Source organism: Streptomyces niveiscabiei (genome assembly GCF_033794345.1).
GTDB classification, from domain to species: Bacteria; Actinomycetota; Actinomycetes; order Streptomycetales; family Streptomycetaceae; genus Streptomyces; species Streptomyces niveiscabiei.
The window spans coordinates 86,230-102,915 of record NZ_JARAYJ010000033.1 but is presented as its reverse complement, the minus strand read 5'-3'; the positions used below and the strand labels follow the sequence as shown (position 1 = coordinate 102,915).

14 protein-coding genes and 1 pseudogene are annotated in these 16,686 nt (G+C 72.0%); 6 read left to right on the top strand and 9 right to left on the bottom strand.

Features of this window, described 5'->3' with window-relative positions:
* Positions 1–232 precede the first annotated feature (232 nt).
* The 5 genes from PV682_RS33905 to PV682_RS33885 are packed head-to-tail and all read right to left on the bottom strand — an operon-like array spanning position 233 to position 6,260.
* Positions 233–1,462 (bottom strand): styrene monooxygenase/indole monooxygenase family protein, encoded by a 1,230-nt coding sequence (locus PV682_RS33905; protein ID WP_319735586.1) that lies wholly within the window; start codon positions 1,460–1,462, stop codon positions 233–235.
* 14 nt (positions 1,463–1,476) lie between these two features.
* Positions 1,477–2,109 (bottom strand): GTP-binding protein, encoded by a 633-nt coding sequence (locus tag PV682_RS33900; RefSeq protein ID WP_319735585.1) that lies wholly within the window; start codon positions 2,107–2,109, stop codon positions 1,477–1,479.
* A complete protein-coding gene (locus tag PV682_RS33895; protein WP_055723884.1) occupies positions 2,090–2,494 on the bottom strand; it encodes a DUF742 domain-containing protein in 405 nt (134 codons plus the stop codon). Before PV682_RS33895 ends, PV682_RS33900 begins: the two co-directional genes overlap by 20 nt.
* Complete coding sequence (locus PV682_RS33890) at positions 2,491–2,988, bottom strand: roadblock/LC7 domain-containing protein (protein ID WP_319735584.1); 498 nt, start codon at positions 2,986–2,988, stop codon at positions 2,491–2,493. Before PV682_RS33890 ends, PV682_RS33895 begins: the two co-directional genes overlap by 4 nt.
* The gene (locus tag PV682_RS33885; protein ID WP_407705786.1) at positions 2,985–6,260 is read right to left on the bottom strand and encodes a nitrate- and nitrite sensing domain-containing protein; all 3,276 of its coding nucleotides are present in this window, start codon (positions 6,258–6,260) and stop codon (positions 2,985–2,987) included. Before PV682_RS33885 ends, PV682_RS33890 begins: the two co-directional genes overlap by 4 nt.
* A gap of 371 nt (positions 6,261–6,631) precedes the next feature.
* Between PV682_RS33885 and PV682_RS33880 the strand changes: the two genes are divergently transcribed.
* On the top strand, positions 6,632–7,420 hold the full coding sequence (locus PV682_RS33880; RefSeq protein ID WP_319735583.1) for a protein phosphatase 2C domain-containing protein: 789 nt from the start codon (positions 6,632–6,634) through the stop codon (positions 7,418–7,420).
* Between the two features lie 129 nt (positions 7,421–7,549).
* On the opposite strand, the gene PV682_RS33875 is transcribed toward PV682_RS33880, so the two are convergent.
* Positions 7,550–8,017, bottom strand: a complete 468-nt coding sequence (locus PV682_RS33875; protein WP_319735582.1) for a MarR family winged helix-turn-helix transcriptional regulator — start codon at positions 8,015–8,017, stop codon at positions 7,550–7,552.
* 153 nt (positions 8,018–8,170) lie between these two features.
* Positions 8,171–10,573: an endopeptidase La gene (lon, locus tag PV682_RS33870; RefSeq protein WP_319735581.1), complete on the bottom strand. Its 2,403-nt coding sequence runs from the start codon at positions 10,571–10,573 to the stop codon at positions 8,171–8,173.
* A gap of 170 nt (positions 10,574–10,743) precedes the next feature.
* Here lon and PV682_RS33865 point away from each other — a divergent pair.
* Positions 10,744–11,169 (top strand): annotated as a pseudogene (locus tag PV682_RS33865) (DUF4259 domain-containing protein).
* Positions 11,170–11,326: 157 nt separating this feature from the next.
* Here PV682_RS33865 and PV682_RS33860 read toward each other — a convergent pair.
* Positions 11,327–11,587, bottom strand: coding sequence for a hypothetical protein (locus PV682_RS33860; protein WP_055722777.1), 261 nt, complete (start codon positions 11,585–11,587; stop codon positions 11,327–11,329).
* A 215-nt stretch (positions 11,588–11,802) separates the two neighbouring features.
* Between PV682_RS33860 and PV682_RS33855 the strand changes: the two genes are divergently transcribed.
* Positions 11,803–12,810, top strand: coding sequence for a DUF5954 family protein (locus PV682_RS33855; RefSeq protein WP_319735579.1), 1,008 nt, complete (start codon positions 11,803–11,805; stop codon positions 12,808–12,810).
* Positions 12,811–12,832: 22 nt separating this feature from the next.
* Here the strand turns inward: PV682_RS33855 and PV682_RS33850 are convergent, their stop codons facing one another.
* Entirely contained in the window at positions 12,833–13,738 is a 906-nt protein-coding gene (locus PV682_RS33850; protein WP_319735578.1) for a rhomboid-like protein, read from the bottom strand.
* Between the two features lie 178 nt (positions 13,739–13,916).
* Here PV682_RS33850 and PV682_RS33845 point away from each other — a divergent pair, with 178 nt between their 5' ends.
* The 3 genes from PV682_RS33845 (at position 13,917) to PV682_RS33835 (ending at position 16,604) form a co-directional block, all read left to right on the top strand.
* Positions 13,917–14,642: a spermidine synthase family protein gene (locus PV682_RS33845; RefSeq protein ID WP_319735577.1), complete on the top strand. Its 726-nt coding sequence runs from the start codon at positions 13,917–13,919 to the stop codon at positions 14,640–14,642.
* A 121-nt stretch (positions 14,643–14,763) separates the two neighbouring features.
* The gene (locus PV682_RS33840; protein WP_055721112.1) at positions 14,764–15,504 is read left to right on the top strand and encodes a response regulator transcription factor; all 741 of its coding nucleotides are present in this window, start codon (positions 14,764–14,766) and stop codon (positions 15,502–15,504) included.
* Positions 15,501–16,604, top strand: a complete 1,104-nt coding sequence (locus tag PV682_RS33835) for a sensor histidine kinase (RefSeq protein WP_319735576.1) — start codon at positions 15,501–15,503, stop codon at positions 16,602–16,604. Before PV682_RS33840 ends, PV682_RS33835 begins: the two co-directional genes overlap by 4 nt.
* The last annotated feature ends 82 nt before the right edge of the window (positions 16,605–16,686 follow it).

Below are 16,686 nucleotides of genomic sequence, written 5' to 3'. Positions count from 1 at the left end.
AGAGTGCGGTGGCGAGGGAGTCCAACTCTGTCTTCACACACCGACGTTGGGCTCCCTTCCCTTGTGCGCGCAGCCGACCCCTTGGAATCGATCATCTAGGCACGCGGGGCCGACGCCGCGCGGGCGCGCCGGTCCCCGCCGACGGCGGACAGCGCGCTGCGGAGCAACTCCTGGCGGCCGGCGCCGACGTGGTGGCCCTCGACGGGCCGGCCCACGACCGGCCCGCGCCGGGTCAGGACAGCGACGACAGGTACGCGGACGTCTTCTCCGGCTCGTAGAAGAAGTCCTCGAAGTCCGCAGGATCGTCGAACGCGTTGGCGAACCGGTCGGCGGCGGGCTGCGACTGCCCTGCCGCGCCGAGGAGGTCGACGACGTGCTCCGGGGGTGGCGCGAGCATCGCGTTGGTCCACTTGGTGACGTGCCGCGCGGTGTCCCAGTACAGCTCGAAGGTGGACCGCATCCACTCCTCGTCGAACTCCTTCTCCCCGCGGTCGAGGATGGCGGCGAGGTACGAAGCGGCGCATTTCGCGGCGGAGTTGGAGCCCTGGCCGGTGATCGGGTCGTTCGCGACGACGACGTCGGCGACGCCGAGGACGAGTCCGCCGCCGGGGAGCTGCCCGACGGGGTTGCGGACGGTCGGGGCGTAGCGGCCGGCCAACGTGGCGCCCGCGTCGGTGAGTTCGACGTCGCGCGCCCGGTCGTACTCCCAGGGCAGGAACGTCTTCATCAACTCAAGGGTGAGGGACAGGTGTTCGGCGGGGTCCTGGACGCCGTCGAAGGCGTCGACGGGGCCGCCGGGTACGCCCTCCCAGAAGAGGATGTCCGCGCGGCCCGACGTGGTGAGCGTCGGCATGACGAACAACTCCCCCACGCCGGGTACCAGGTTGCAGCGGACGGCCTCCGTGCCGGGGTGTTCCGGGCGCGGGCCCAGGCCGTGGACGTAGGCGACCGCGAGGGCGCGCTGCGGGGCGTCGTACGGGGAGCGTTCGGGGTCGCGGGCGAACATCGACACCAACTCGCCCTTGCCGGCGGCGACCAGGACGAGGTCGTACGTACGGGAGAAGTAGTCGAGGTCGCCGACTGCCGCGCCGTGGATGACCAGTTGGCCGCCTCGCTGGGCGAAGGTCTCCATCCAGCCGGCCATCTTCACGCGCTGGTCGACGGATTGGGCGTATCCGTCGAGGTGGCCGAGCCAGTCGATGGCGCGCTCGCCGGCCGGACCCGCGACCGAGACGCCGAGGCCCTCGATCTTCGGGGCCTGGCTCGCCCAGAAGTCGATCCCGAGGTCGCGTTCGTGCTGGAGGGCCGTGTGGAACATGCACTGCGTGGACATCACGCGGCCCGAACGGATCTCGTCCGCCGTCCGGTTGGACATCAGGGTGACCTCGTAGCCGTGCCGCTGGAGGCCGAGGGCGAGCTGGAGGCCGGACTGGCCGGCCCCCACGACGAGTATCTTCCGCATGCGGGGAGTCGCTCCTATTCGGGTGTTTCGTCGAGCGCGTGCGTCACCAGGGAGAGCAGGGTGTCGATGACGGAGATCCGGCGGCGGGCGTCCATGACGACGACCGGCACTTTCTGAGGGATCGTCAAAGCCTCGCGTACGTCGTCCGGTTCGAAGCGTTCGGTGCCGTCGAAGTGGTTGACGGCGACGACGTACGGCAGTCCGCAGCTCTCGAAGTAGTCCAGCGCCGGGAAGCAGTCCTTCAGGCGGCGGGTGTCGGCGAGGACCACCGCGCCGAGGGCGCCGCGCACCAGGTCGTCCCACATGAACCAGAAGCGCTGCTGGCCGGGGGTACCGAAGAGGTACAGGACCAGGTCCTCGTCCAGGGTGAGGCGGCCGAAGTCCATCGCGACGGTCGTCGTGAGCTTGTGCGGGGTGGCGCTCAAGTCGTCGGTGGCGGCGGACGCTTGGGTCATCAGCGCCTCCGTCTGGAGGGGCGTGATCTCCGAGACGGCCGTGACCAGCGTCGTCTTGCCGACGCCGAAGCCTCCGGCGACGACGATCTTCGTGGCGACGGGGGCGCGGGTGCGGTCCGTCTGCCAGGACTTCAGGTTCTCGTCCTCGTCGACTCCCCATCCGGGGACGCGGTCAGAGACGACGGAGTCCACTCAGCACCCTTTCCAGCAGAGCGCGGTCGGGACGGCCCGTACCGTGGGCGGTACCGGTGCCGTACACCCGGATCTTTCCCTGGTCCGCGAGGTCGCTCAGCAGGACCCGGACCACACCGAGCGGCATACGCAGCAGCGCGGCGATCTCGGCCACGGTCCGCATGCGCCGGCACAGTGCGACGATCGCGGCCAGTTCGGGGAGGCCGCGGAAGTCTTCCTGACGGTTCGTCAACTCCTTGTGTTCCTCGGGCGCTTCGAGCGCCGCGACGAAGGTCTCGACGAGGAGGACGTGGCCGAAGCGGGTGCGTCCGCCGGTCAGGGAGTACGGGCGGACCCGGGCCGGGCGTCGGCCGGCGCCGCGTACCGGGAGTTGGTTCCTGGTCATCGCGCGCCTCCTTCCGCCTCCAGCGACTTCCGTAGTTCCGTGCGGAGTTCGGGGGTCAGGACGTGTCCGACGCGGCCGACGAACAGGGCCATGTGGTACGCGACGACGCTCATGTCGCAGTCCGCGTCGCCGTGTACGCCGAGCAGGGAGCCGTCGCTGATCGACATCACGCACAGGCTGCCGTCGTCCATCGCGACCATCGTGTTCTTCACGCCGCCGAAGTCCATCAGGCGGGCGGCGCCCAGCGTCAGGCTGCCGATGCCGGAGACGATCGTGGCGAGGTCGGCGGACGAGCCTCGCGGGCCCGCCGGCCTGCTCGAACTCCCCTCCTTCGCCCGGTCGTTGGCGCCCGGGTCGGAGGACAGGAGCAACAGGCCGTCGGAGGAGACCACCGCCACCGACTGGATGCCGGGGACCTCCTCCACGAGGTTGTTCAACAGCCAGTGCAGGTTACGGGCTTCGCTGCTCAGGCCGAAGGTACTGGGCGCGGTCAACTGCTTGCCTCCTCGACGGTGCCCCCCGTGGTGTCCCCGGCATGTCCATGCGTGCTGCCCTCGACTCCCCTCTCCTGAGCGGGCAGTTGAGAAGGCAGCTCCCCTCTGACCGTCTCCTCGGCGATCTCCGACTCGGCGTCCCGGTACCCGGCGACGGCCCCCCGCCGAAACCCGCCCAGCTTCTTCCGCAGCGCCTCGGCATCGACGCCGCCCGCCGCCCTAGGCCGCACGACCTCCTCGGGCGCGGTCACCTTGGGCGTCCGCTTGGGCAGCCCCTTCGCGGTGACCTGCTCATCGGGTTCGGCCCGGGAGTGCTCCGCCGGCTCGGAGTACGGCTCGGCTTCGGTACGCGGCTCGGCGCCGGTACGCGGACCGGTGTCGGTACGCGGCTCGGTGTCGGCGCGGGGAGCGAAGCCGGCGCGCGGATCGAGACCGGCACGCGGGTCGTCAGCGGCACGCGGACCCGATTCGCTGCGCGGCTCCGGCGGAAGCGCGAGCACCATGGTCGTCTCGGAGGAGACGGGGGGTTCGGCGAGGCCGTCGGGCTCGACGCCGTCCGAGGCCGCGGGGCCGGCGACGACAGCGCGTACGCCCCCATCTCCGACCTCGGCACCGGCAGGACGTACGACACCGTCACCCGCCTCGGCGGCGGCGTGCTCGACACGGTCGCCGGCGTCGGCGAACTCCGCATCCTCACCTCGGCCACCGGCATCGGCATCGGCATCGGCAGGCTCAACGTCCTCGCCGGAGTCGAGAGGCGCGGCATCGGGGTCCGCCGGGGAAACGGCCATAACCGCTCGCTCCGGCGTTCCTCCCCGGCCGTCCTCGGCGTCGGCGCCCTGGAGGGCTCCCCTGGCCTCAGCCACCCCGGCCTCAGCGCCCCCGCTCTCCGCGTCAGCGCCCTCTACCCGCGCCCCAGCCTCCCCGCCAGAGCCCTCTGTCCACGCCCCGCTCTCCCCCTCAACGCCCTCGCCCCCGGCGTCCGCGAGCCCGGCCCCGCCGTCCTCCCCGGCCTCCACATCCACCCGGGAAGAACCCCCCGCCCCGGTCTCGCCCTCGCTGGGAACCCCACCCCCCGCCTCCCGTATCGCCCGCTCCGCCAACTCCACCGCAAGGTCCCGGTTCCGCGAACGCCCCCCGATGACATGCGAGTTGACCTCGGCATCGGCCCCCGGCAGGATCACCCCGCCCGCAACCGGCCCCGGCGTGACGGACGGTACGGCTCCGGACGGGGCCGGGGCCAGTACGGCGGTGGGGACGACGACGACCGCGGTGGTCCCGGACGTCTTCTTCTGGCCCCGCAACCGCACCCGCACAGCGTGCCGCCCCGCGAGGCGGGAGACGACGAACAGGCCGAGCCCGTCCTCGCCCTCCCCCTCGAAGGGGACCTCGGGGTCGGACTCGGCGAGGCGGGCATTCAGCGTGTCGCGGCGGGCGGGCTCGATGCCCACCCCCTCGTCCTGGACGGAGAGCATGACGTCGCCGTTCTCCAGGAGCCAGCCGGAGACCTCGACGGGCAGGTCGGGCGGCGAGAAGGAGGTCGCGTTCTCCATCAACTCGGCGAGGAGATGGGAGAGATCGTCGGCGGCGAACCCGGCGATATGGGCGTGCGCGGGGAGGGAGGAGATCCGCACCCGGTCGTAGCGCTCGATCTCGGAGACAGCGGCCCGCACGACGTCGACGAGCGGTACGGGACCGGGGTGCTGCTGCACATGCTCCGCCCCGGCGAGGACGAGCAGGTTCTCGCTGTGCCGCCGCATGACGGTCGCGAAGTGGTCCAGCTTGAACAGCGTCGCGAGCCGCTCGGGATCCTGCTCGCGCTCCTCCAGCCCCTCGATGACGGCGAGTTGACGCTCGACGAGCCCGAGGGTGCGCAGCGAGAGGGTGCCGAACGTGGACCCGACGGACGCCCGCAGCCGCTCCAACTGCCCGGTGACCGAGGCGAGTTCGGTACGGAGTTCCTCGCGCGCGTCGGCCATCTTCTGCCGCTGCCCGACGAGGTGTTTGCGGTCGGCCTCCAGCGTGCCGATCCGCTCGTACAGCCCGGCGGCGTGCGCGTGCAGCGCGTTGACGGACCGCACGACCTGGGCGAACTCGTCATTGCGGCCGGTGAACTTGACGGGTTCCTCGGCGCCGGGCTCGGCAGCCTCGGCGAGCCGCGCGGCGCCCCGGCGTACGGCGGACAGCGGCCGGGTGAGGCTGCGCGCCATGCCCGTGGCGACCCCGACGGCGACCAGCATGAGCGCCCCGAGCAGCGCGACGCGCAGTTCGAGCCCGGCGACGTCGTCGTCGCGGAGGGTCTCCAACTCCTTGGTGCGGCGGTCGAAGAGGGACGCCTCGACGCCGCGCATCAGCTCGATGCGGGCGGACAGGGCCGTGTCCACGGCGGCCGGCGTGGCCTTCAAGTCGTCGTCGCCGAGGACCGGTTGGTCGGTGAGCTGGGTCAAGTACCGCTCGGCGGCGTCGTTCTCGCCGCCGGTCACGGTCGAGTCGTACGCGTCGACCATGCCCCGCGGGGCCGTCTCGCGGAAGTCCGCGAGCGCCGAGTCCGAGCGCAGGCGGGCCTGTTGGGCGGCGGCGCTGAGGGCGTCGCGCGATTCGGCGGCGCCGGACGTGTCGTAGCCGTCGTCGACCGGGACGTCGAGTGCGGCGACGAGCAATCCCCGGGCGGCGGCGGCCTGTTGGACGGCGGAGTCGAGCTCGGCGAGGGCGTACGCACCGGCGCCCGCGCGCGGCGGGGTCTGCTGGGCGAGCTGTTCGGCGAGGCGGTGCAGCTCGGTGATGGTCTTCGAGTACGCCTCGTGCGCCTGGAGCGGCGTGCTCTTCCCGTCGAGCGCGTTCTTGCGGATCGCGGCGATGCCGGAGACGGCGGCGGGGAGGTTCCCGGCGGCGCGCAGGTCGGTGAGCTGCCGGTCGACGCGGGCGGTGACCTGCGTGTCGGGGGCGCTCTCCTTGTCGCGGCCGGTCGCGAGGTACTGGGTGACCTGGTCGCGCTCGTCGGCGAGGGAGTGCGCGAGGACCAGCGCCTCCTGGGTGCGCTCGGCGAGCGTCACCAGCTCCTGGGAGTCCTTGAGTTCGGCGGAGAGCGCGAGCACGGACGGCGTACCGGCCGCGCCGATCGCGGCGGCCACCACGGCCACGGCGATGATCAGCCGGTTGCGCACATGGGTCGGCCGGCCTTTGCCGACGGGTGCACCCGAAGAAGCCGCACCGGCGGGCGAACCTGCCCCGGAAGCCGACTGTTCTGTGCGCCCAGGCCGCGTCTTCTGCACCGGTGCTCGCATTCCTGTAACTCGTGTACCCATGGGACCGGATGACGCTCGGTCAACACCAGCGCACAACCGGTACGGTCCCCGACCCTCCCAGTGCCGGTGGGCGGGAAGCGCTCATCACCTGACCCGCCACCCGAAGGAGTGAACATCGGAGGGGAGTTGGCGGGCAAGTTCCCCCGGCGCGCGCCGGTCCGCTTCCCCGCCCGTCGGTTGGACGCGGGCGCCGGGCTTTGGCAGTATTCGCCGCCACGTCTTCCCCAAGGGCTCGATTCCCGCCCAAATCACCCGTCTGACCTGCAAAGAAACGTCAACGGGACGATCATCGCGAGCCGTTCGGCCGTGGTGTGCGCGGGTACGTGCAGACTGACCCGATGCGTACGGAACTTGTGTCCGAGCCGGGCGATCCGGCCCGCCCCAACGAGGACTTCGCCGCGCTCTGCGTTCCCGCAGCCGGGCAGGGGGGTGTGCTCCTCGTGCTGGACGGGGTGACGCCGCCGCGCGGTCCGACCGGGTGCGTCCACACCGTGCCCTGGTACACCGCGCGGCTCGGCGGGGCCCTGACCGAACTGACCGTTTCCCTCCCGGATGTTCCGCTCACCGAGGCGTTGTCCCGGGCGATCCACCGAACCGCGACCTCCCATTCACAAACCTGTGACCTTTCTCACCCGCGCACCCCGCAGGCGACGGTCGCGCTCGCACGGTGGGGTGCGGAGTACGTCGAGTACCTGGTCCTCTCCGACGCGGCGCTCCTCCTGGAGTCCCCCGACGGTACGGTCACCCCGGTCCTCGACGACCGGCTCGCCCGCCTCCCGCGTGAACTCCTCGTCTCCGACGAGGTCGCCGACGCCCGCGCCCGCAACAAGGAGGGCGGCTTCTTCACGGCCGCCGCCGACCCGTCCGTGGCCGCCCGCGCGGTGACGGGACGCGTCCCGCGCGCCGCCGTCCGCTCCCTGCTCGGCCTCACGGACGGCGCGACCCGCTGGGTGGAGAAGTTCCACGAGGGCGACTGGGCCGACCTGCTGACGTACGTCCGCAAGGCGGGCGCCGCCGGACTCGTCTCCCGCGTACGGGAGTTGGAGTCGGCGGACGCGGAGGCGCGGGTGTTCCTGCGGCGCGGCAAGACGCACGACGACGCGAGCGCGGTGTACGTGGAGCTGTAGCGCGGGGCGGATCGGCGAGAGGCGGGCGCGGCGCCACCGAGCGCGGCCCCGGCGCGGCCCCGCCCACGTGCACGCGCGGCGCCACCGAGCGCGGCCCCGGCCCGGCCCCGCCCACGTGCGCGCCCTGCCCTACTTCTCCATCACCTGGTTCAACTCCCCCAGCAGCCTCGCCAGTTCCGAGACCTCCTCGCGGTCCCAGTGCGCGAGCTGCGCCACGTAGATCGCCCGGCGCGCCTCCCGCACCCGGCTCACCCTGCTCCGCCCCTCCTCCGTCAGCTCGACGAGCCAGGCCCTGCCGTCCGCCGGGTCGGGCTCGCGGGCGATGAGGCCCAGCTCCTCCAGCGCGCGCAGCTGCCGGGACATCGTCGCCTTGCCGACGCCGATGTACGCGGCCAGCTCGGTGGCCCGGCGCCGCCCGGTCTCCTCCAGCCGTACGAGGAGCCCGTACGCGGCCGGTTCCAGGTCGGGGTGCACCTCGCGGGCCATCTCGCCCTGGTTGGCGCGAGCCCGCCGCAGCAACACGGTCAGCTCCCGTTCCAGCGAGAGGAACTCCCGGTCGGCCCCTCCCACGGCGCCGCCGTTCCCGTCGTCACTCACTTCGGTGCTCCCTGTCGTCCGCTCGGCTCATCGCCGCAGTTCGGACAGTATTTCGCAGGTAAGCGTAGGGGTCCTGTCAGGGGACGGACTTGTACGGAGGCTCGGGCCCCCGTCAAGGGGAACCCGAGCCTCCGCCCACTCCGCCGGCACCCGTCACGCCGCCAGCGGAACCTCGTTCCTCGCGGGCGTCAGCGCCAGCTCCAGCACCTGCCGCACATCCGTCACCGCGTGGACGTCGAGCTTGTCCAGCACCTCCGCCGGGACGTCGTCGAGGTCGGCCTCGTTGCGCTTGGGGATGATGACGGTCTTCACCCCGGCCCGGTGCGCGGCCAGCAGCTTCTGCTTGACCCCGCCGATGGGCAGCACGCGCCCGGTCAGCGACACCTCGCCGGTCATCGCCACGTCCGTGCGGACCAGCCGCCCGGAGAGCAGCGAGGCCAGCGCGGTCGTCATCGTGATGCCGGCGCTCGGGCCGTCCTTGGGGACCGCGCCCGCCGGGAAGTGGATGTGCACGCCCCGGTCCTTGAGGTCGCCGACCGGGAGCTCCAGCTCGGCGCCGCGCGAGCGCAGGAAGCTGAGCGCGATCTGCGCGGACTCCTTCATCACGTCCCCGAGCTGCCCGGTCAGGGTGAGGCCCGCCGCGCCCGTCTCCGGGTCCGCGAGGGACGCCTCGACGAACAGGACGTCGCCGCCCGCGCCGGTCACCGCGAGACCGGTCGCCACGCCCGGGACGGCCGTACGCCGCTCGGCGGGGTCCTGCGCGGACTCCGGCACGTGGTGCGGGCGCCCGATGAGCGCGCGCAGGTCCTCGTCCCGGATGGTGAACGGCAGCTCCCGCTCGCCCAGTTCGTGCTGGGCGGCGACCTTGCGGAGCAGGCGCGCGATGGACCGCTCCAGGGTGCGGACCCCGGCCTCGCGGGTGTACTCCCCGGCGAGCTTGCGCAGCGCGCTCTCGTCGAGGGTGACCTCGTCGGTGTTCAGGCCCGCGCGCTCCAGCTGGCGCGGAAGCAGGTGGTCGCGGGCGATGACGATCTTCTCGTCCTCCGTGTACCCGTCGAGCCGGACCAGCTCCATCCGGTCGAGCAGGGCCTCCGGGATGGCCTCCAGGACGTTGGCCGTGGCGAGGAACACCACGTCCGACAGGTCGAGTTCGACCTCCAGGTAGTGGTCGCGGAAGGTGTGGTTCTGCGCGGGGTCGAGGACTTCGAGGAGGGCGGCGGCCGGGTCGCCCCGGAAGTCGGAGCCGACCTTGTCGATCTCGTCGAGCAGGACGACGGGGTTCATCGACCCGGCCTCCTTGATCGCCCGCACGATCCGCCCGGGCAGCGCGCCGACGTACGTACGCCGGTGGCCCCGGATCTCCGCCTCGTCCCGGACGCCGCCGAGGGCGACGCGGACGAACTTGCGGCCCATCGCGTGCGCGACGGACTCACCCAGCGAGGTCTTGCCGACGCCGGGCGGCCCCACGAGGGCCAGTACGGCGCCCCCGCGCCGGCCGCCGATGACGCCCAGGCCCCGGTCGCCACGCCGCTTGCGGACGGCCAGGTACTCGGTGATGCGCTCCTTCACGTCCTCCAGGCCCGCGTGCTCGGCGTCCAGGACCGACTTCGCGCCCTGTATGTCGTACACGTCCTGCGTGCGCTCGTTCCACGGGAGTTCGAGGACCGTGTCCAGCCAGGTGCGGATCCAGGAGCCCTCCGGGGACTGGTCGCTGGACCGCTCCAGCTTGTCGACCTCCTTGAGGGCGGCCTCGCGGACCTTCTCCGGCAGGTCGGCGGCCTCCACGCGGGCGCGGTAGTCGTCCGACTCCTCACCCTCACTCTCGCCGTTCAGCTCGCGCAGCTCCTTGCGGACCGCGTCCAGCTGGCGGCGGAGCAGGAACTCGCGCTGCTGCTTGTCGACGCCCTCCTGGACGTCCTTGGCGATCGTCTCCGCGACGTCCTGCTCCGCGAGGTGGTCGCGCAGCTGCTGGGTCGCCGTCTTGAGGCGGGCGACCGGGTCGGCCGTCTCCAGCAGCTCGATCTTCTGGTCCAGGGTCAGGAACGGGGAGTAACCGGAGTTGTCGGCCAGCGCGGACACGTCGTCGATGGCCTGTACGCGGTCGACGACCTGCCAGGCGCCGCGCTTGCGCAGCCACGCCGTGGCCAGCGCCTTGTACTCCTTGACGAGTTCGGTGACGCTCCCCGGCAGCGGCTCGGGCAGTGTCTCGTCGAGCCGGCTGCCCTCGACCCACAGCGCGGCGCCCGGTCCGGTCGTCCCGGCCCCGATCTTCACCCGCGCGCGTCCGCGGATCAGCGCGCCGGGGTCCCCGTCGGCGAGCCTCCCGACCTGCTCCACGGTCCCGAGCACGCCCGTCCCCGCGTAGTTCCCGTCCACCCGGGGCACCATCAGCACCCTCGGCTTCCCGGGCTCGCTCCGCGCGGCGGCCTGCGCCGCCTCCACCGCGGCCCGCACATCAGCGTCATTCAGATCCAACGGAACCACCATGCCCGGCAGAACGACCTCGCCGTCGAGCGGCAGCACGGGCAGAGTGAGCGTTGAGGACGACGAAGCCATGATCTCCCCTTCGGCAGTCAAGTTGAGCTATGCCGACTCAATGCACATGAGCCACCGAATGTTCCCGACCCCGTGTTCGCCGTGAGCGATCACGGAGATTCCGCAGGCCAGGGGCGTTGTCAGTGCCGGGTGCGAAGGTGGGGACCACCGAGACCGACGGGGAGGCACACATGGGCACCTGGGGAACCGCCCCTTTCGACAACGACAGCGCGGCCGATTTCGGTGGCGCCCTGGACGAGATCCCTGCGGAGAACCGCCCGGCAGCCGTCCGAGAGCGCCTCCTCCTCGCCACCGACGACCGCCCCGACGGCCGCTCCGGCGACCGCGCCGACGCCTACGTGGAGGCTCCCGACGCCGAGCAGGCAGTGGCGGCTGCCGCACTGGTCGCCGCACAGTGCCCCGGCGGCGAGCCCGTCGATCCGGTGTACGGCCCCGAGGAACCCCTTCCCGACCTGACGCCGCTGCGGCCCCTCGCCGTCTAGGCGCTGGAGCGGGTCATGTCCGGGGAGTCCGAACTGGCGGAGCTGTGGGACGAGGCAGGGGGTGAGGAATGGCGCGCGACCGTCGGGCAGCTACGGGAGGTCCTCCGAGGCTGACGCGGGTGGCCCACCGGCACAGCGTCTCCGGTGTCTCCGGCGCCTCCGCGTGCGAAGAGGCCCCGCCGGAAGACCACCGCGGGGCCCGGCCCACTCCGCCCCTCGGGCCCGCGCGGGGAACCCTCGCCGGCCCCGCCCCCGCGCCCGTCCGCCCGTGTCAGTTCCGGCGGAACAAGCAGATCAGTGCCGTCCGGTCCCCGGTGAACGCCTTGCCTTCCGCCGCCGTCATGGTGGACAGGGTCCAGCCCTGTGCCTCGATCGCCTCGATCTGTTCGCCGACGCCCGGCATGAGGCCGGTGGTGCGGGAGGAGGAGCCGGCCTCGATGATCTTGAAGGTGAGGACGCGGCGGCCCTCGGTGTACGCCAGGGCGGCGATGCGGGATGCCTCGTTGGCCTTGGCGTTGTTGATGAAGCCCATGGGTCCCCCCGGGGTGGGTTGCGGTGATCGGGGAACATCATCGGGCCCCGGCCGGGACCGGCGACAGCGCCGTGACGGGACTGTGACGGGGCGGTGGCCGTATGACCCGTGAAAGCGCCGCGAGGCACCCGCACCCGTTCCGACCAGGTCGAACAAAGGCCCCCACTTTCCCGGTTCCCCCCGCTCCGCACCCCCGCCGCGACCACAATGCGCACATGACCGATGACTGGAAGCGACACATCGACGAGCTGCACGCGGAACTGGTCCGGCGGGACGACCCGGTCGCGTGGGTGATGGAGGCGGACGCGGTCGAGGCGTCGCGGCGGTATCCGCGGATGGCGCTGAGGGGCCCGGTGTTCGGGGTGGCGGTGCGGGAGGGCGAGGGGAGGTGGCGGGTGAAGATGGCGCTGGTGGACGGAATGCCCCAGATGGCCCGCGACGAACTCCACTCCCACCTCTGGTTCGCCGCGAAGGACGACACCGACGACCCCGCGGAGCGCCGCGCGCTGATCGCCGCCGTATCGGTCCTGGAGAAGGAGCCGGCGAACGAGGTCGAGGCGCTCGGCGTGCGCTACCGCATCGTGCGGGGCGACGAGTTCGCGTGGAGCGGCGAGTACGGCCTGGAGCCGCCGAGGCCGACCGACCCGGAGCCCGCCGACCCCGACTGGGACGCGCTGGACGGCCCCTCCCCCGACGTCGGCTTCGTCCTGGACCCCACCCGCGACGACAGCCCGATGGCGGGCGCCCTGCGCCTGGGCCTGCGCGAGTTCAGCTACGTCGGCACCCGCTTCGACGCGGACGCGCAGGACGACTCGCGGCGCGCGGTGACGACCCACCCCGACCTGGTCCGCCTCCCCGTCGGCTTCGCGATCGTCGAACGCGACGAGAAGGGGTGGACGGCGTGCAGCTCCCCGAAGGCGACCCCGCACGAGGCGCGGCGCTGGCTGTACCAGGCGATGACCCGCTACTGGCCGCTGCTGCACCGCGACGACGACGCCCGCCGGGCCGAGTACACCGAGGGCGCCGAGGAGTTCCGCTCGGCGGGCCGGGCCGACGAGGCGACCGTCGCGGGCCGCCACTTCCGCGTGTGCCGCGTCGAGCGAGTCGTCCGCATGGGCCCGGACGGCCCCGAGACGCCCCGCCCCTCGGACGTCGACCAGTACGGCCCGTCGAAGATGCACCCGACACTGCTGGAGGACGGCACGGTGATCCACGAGGACTGACCGAGCCCCGCGGGAACAGCGTTCACCCGGCGAGCGCCGTACGCCGTGCTCCCCCCGTACTCCACCTGCGCACCCACCGCCACATCCCGACCCCCACGCCCAGCGCGATCAGATGCCCCCAGTTGCTCACCGGGTCCGTCAGGTTCACGAGGTCCTGGAGCAGCATCCCCCCGAACAGCACCAGCACGGGCCACCGCACCCACGGCCGCAGCAGCCCCGTCACCGCGCCCAGGCTCGCCGCGACCCCGAAGCTGATCCCGTAGTCGAACCGGTGCAGCGAGCTGTCCGGCAGTTCACCGACGAGGACGGCGAACCCGACCGGCAGTTCGGTCGCGAGGGTCGCGACGACGTGGCCGGCAAGGAAGACGAGGGCGGTGCGCGGGCCGCCGATGCGCCGCTCCAGGGCGGTCAGCACAAGGACGAAGACGGCGACGAAGGGCGAGCCGAGCCCTCCGGCCACCCACGCCGCGCTCGCGAGGAGCACCAGCACCGGCGCCTGCACCAGATGCGTGACGTCCGTGCTGGACGCCTGGAGCACACCGTCCACCCAGGAGGGGTCCGCGTTGTCGGCGACGTACGAGGTGACGGCGAGCAGCACGGCGTACCAGAAGGTGAACGGCGTACCGGTGGGCGTGGGCAGGAGCCGCCACATACGGGGAAAGACCCGAACGGGAACGTCCTCGACCACGGACACCGGCTCGACGGCATCGGCACAGCGCACCGGCTCGACCGCGTCCGACACCGGCACCGGCACGACCGCGTCCGGCACCGTCTCGACCGCGCCGGACACAGCAGCCGGCTCGGCGGCCCCGCCACGCTCGGCCGCTTCCGCCCCCGCCCCCGCCCGCAGCCGCTGTCTCGGCACCCCGTCCAGCAGCGCCCCGGGAACCGACAACTCCCCCGCTTCAGCCGTCTCGGTACGTTCCACCGTGAGGCGCTCCTTCCGTTCCGGCTCCACCTTTCGCGCCCCGCACGCCCGCTGTCTGTGACTCAGGCCACGTAAGAGCGGATTCTCAGCAAGCTCTCAAGCAAGCACTCACCCCGAACGCGCCTCCGGCCGGTGAAATTCCGTCGGCGAGAGCCGCCCCGGCTGCCAGGATGGGCCGATGCCGCAACCGACGCCACCGCAGCCGTCACCCTCCGTACACCTCCCTCTGCACGACGACACCCCGGAGGTCCTGGACCGCCGGGAGGGCCCCTACGGCGAGGTGGTGCTCCGCAGACACGGCGCGCTCCTCCAGATCATCGCCAACGGCTGCTTCCTGATGGACACCTCGGACGGCCGCTCGGAACGCCTGCTCATCGACGCGGCGTGGCAAACACTCGACAAAAACCGCACCCCGCACCCCACGCTCCTGATCGGCGGACTCGGCGTGGGATTCTCGCTCGCACACGCCGCCGCGAACCCGGACTGGGCGGGGATCACGGTCGTGGAACGCGAGCGGGCGGTCGTCGACTGGCACACGGACGGCCCGCTGGGCGCCGTGTCGGGGGCCGCGCTGGCCGACGGGCGCACCGACGTCGTCGTCACCGATCTCCTGGATTTCCTGGGTGAGACATCGGACACGTTCGACGCGCTGTGTCTGGACATCGACAACGGCCCGGACTGGACCGTCACCGAGGGCAACGACGGCCTGTACGGACCCGCCGGACTCGCGGGCTGCGCCCGGGTGTTGAGACCGGGCGGGGTGCTCGCCGTATGGTCCGCGCAGCCCTCGCCCGACTTCGAGGGAACCCTCTGGAATGCCGGGTTCCGGGGGGTGCGTACCGAAGAGGTGCCCGTTGCCCGAGGCGTTCCGGACGTCGTGCATCTCGCCGTCCGGCCTGGATAGCAAAGCGATGGTGACTCCCCGTACTCTGCTCACCTGACGCCGATCATTCATGCGTCGGTCGCAGTCATGCGCAGACATGGGATCACCCCACGGATTCCGGAAAGCACCCCAGGGGCGGGCGATGGAGCAGACACACACCTCGCAGAACGGCACGACGACGGCTACCCCGGGCGCGCAGCGCCGCGTCCTGGTCGTCGAGGACGACCAGACGATCGTCGACGCCATCGCGGCCCGACTGCGCGCCGAGGGATTCCTCGTGCAAACGGCCGGAGACGGTCCGGCGGCGGTCGACACGGCCGAGGCATGGCAGCCGGACCTGCTGATTCTCGACATCATGCTGCCGGGTTTCGACGGTCTGGAGGTCTGCCGCCGCGTGCAGGCCCAGCGGCCCGTCCCGGTGCTGATGCTCACCGCGCGCGACGACGAGACCGACATGCTGGTCGGGCTCGGCGTCGGCGCCGACGACTACATGACCAAGCCGTTCTCGATGCGGGAGCTGGCCGCGCGCGTGCACGTGCTGCTGCGGCGGGTCGAGCGGGCCGCCATCGCCGCCGCGACCCCGCGCTCGGGCATCCTGCGCTTGGGCGAACTGGAGATCGACCACGCGCAGCGCCGGGTCCGGGTCCGCTCGGAGGACGTGCACCTGACGCCCACCGAGTTCGACCTCCTGGTGTGCCTGGCGAACACCCCGCGCGCGGTGCTCTCCCGCGAGCAGCTCCTCGCCGAGGTCTGGGACTGGGCGGACGCCTCCGGCACCCGCACGGTCGACAGCCACATCAAGGCGCTGCGCCGGAAGATCGGCGCCGAACGCATCCGGACCGTGCACGGGGTCGGGTACGCGCTGGAGACCCCGACGCCATGAACGGCGGGCCGGAGGGCGGACCGAGAGGGGAGCCCTGGGCGGGTGTGCGGCCGTTCTCGATCAAGACCAAGCTCGGGGCGCTCGTCGTCATCTCGGTGCTGATCACGACCGGGCTGTCGATGATCGCCGTGCACACGAAGACCGAGCTGCGTTTCATCATGGTCTTCTCGATGATCGCGACGCTGCTGATCACCCAGTTCGTGGCGCACTCGCTGACCGCGCCGCTGGACGAGATGAACCTCGTCGCGCGGTCCATCTCGCAGGGCGACTACACGCGCCGGGTGCGCGAGAACAGACGCGACGAGCTGGGCGACCTGGCCGAGACGATCAACGTCATGGCCGACGAGCTGGAGGCGCAGTACCAGCAGCGAAAAGAGCTGGTGGCGAATGTCTCGCACGAGCTGCGCACCCCGATCGCGGGCCTGCGCGCCGTCCTGGAGAACGTGGTCGACGGCATCGCCGAGGCCGATCCGGAGACGATGCGCACGGCCCTGAAGCAGACGGAGCGCCTCGGCCGCCTGGTGGAGACGCTCCTGGACCTGTCCCGGCTGGACAACGGCGTCGTCCCGCTGCGCAAGCGGCGCTTCGAGGTGTGGCCGTATCTGTCCGGTGTGCTGAAGGAGGCCAACATGGTCGCCTCGGCGCGCGCGGGGATGGCCTCGGGCTCGGGCAACCACACCCGCTCCGACGTCCACCTGCACCTGGACGTCTCGCCGCCCGAGCTGACCGCGCACGCGGACCCCGAGCGCATCCACCAGGTCGTCGCGAACCTCATCGACAACGCCGTGAAGCACTCCCCGCCGCACGGCCGGGTCACGCTGAAGGCGCGCCGGGGCGCGCTGCCGGACTCGCTGGAGCTGGAGGTCCTGGACGAGGGTCCGGGCATCCCGCGCTCCGAGTGGCACCGCGTCTTCGAGCGCTTCAACCGGGGCGCCGTACGCCGTCCGCACGGGCCGGGCAGCGACGGGGGTACGGGGCTGGGGCTCGCCATCGCGCGCTGGGCCGTCGATCTGCACGGCGGCCGGATCGGGGTGGCCGAATCGGAGCGTGGTTGCCGAATTCTGGTCACCCTTCCAGGGGAGTCCCACATCAGCGGTTGACGTACAGTTCGATCATCGTCGGGCAGTAAAGGTGCCGGACCTGCGTCATCGTGGACGAAGAGAAGCCGTTTCGGGCGGAACC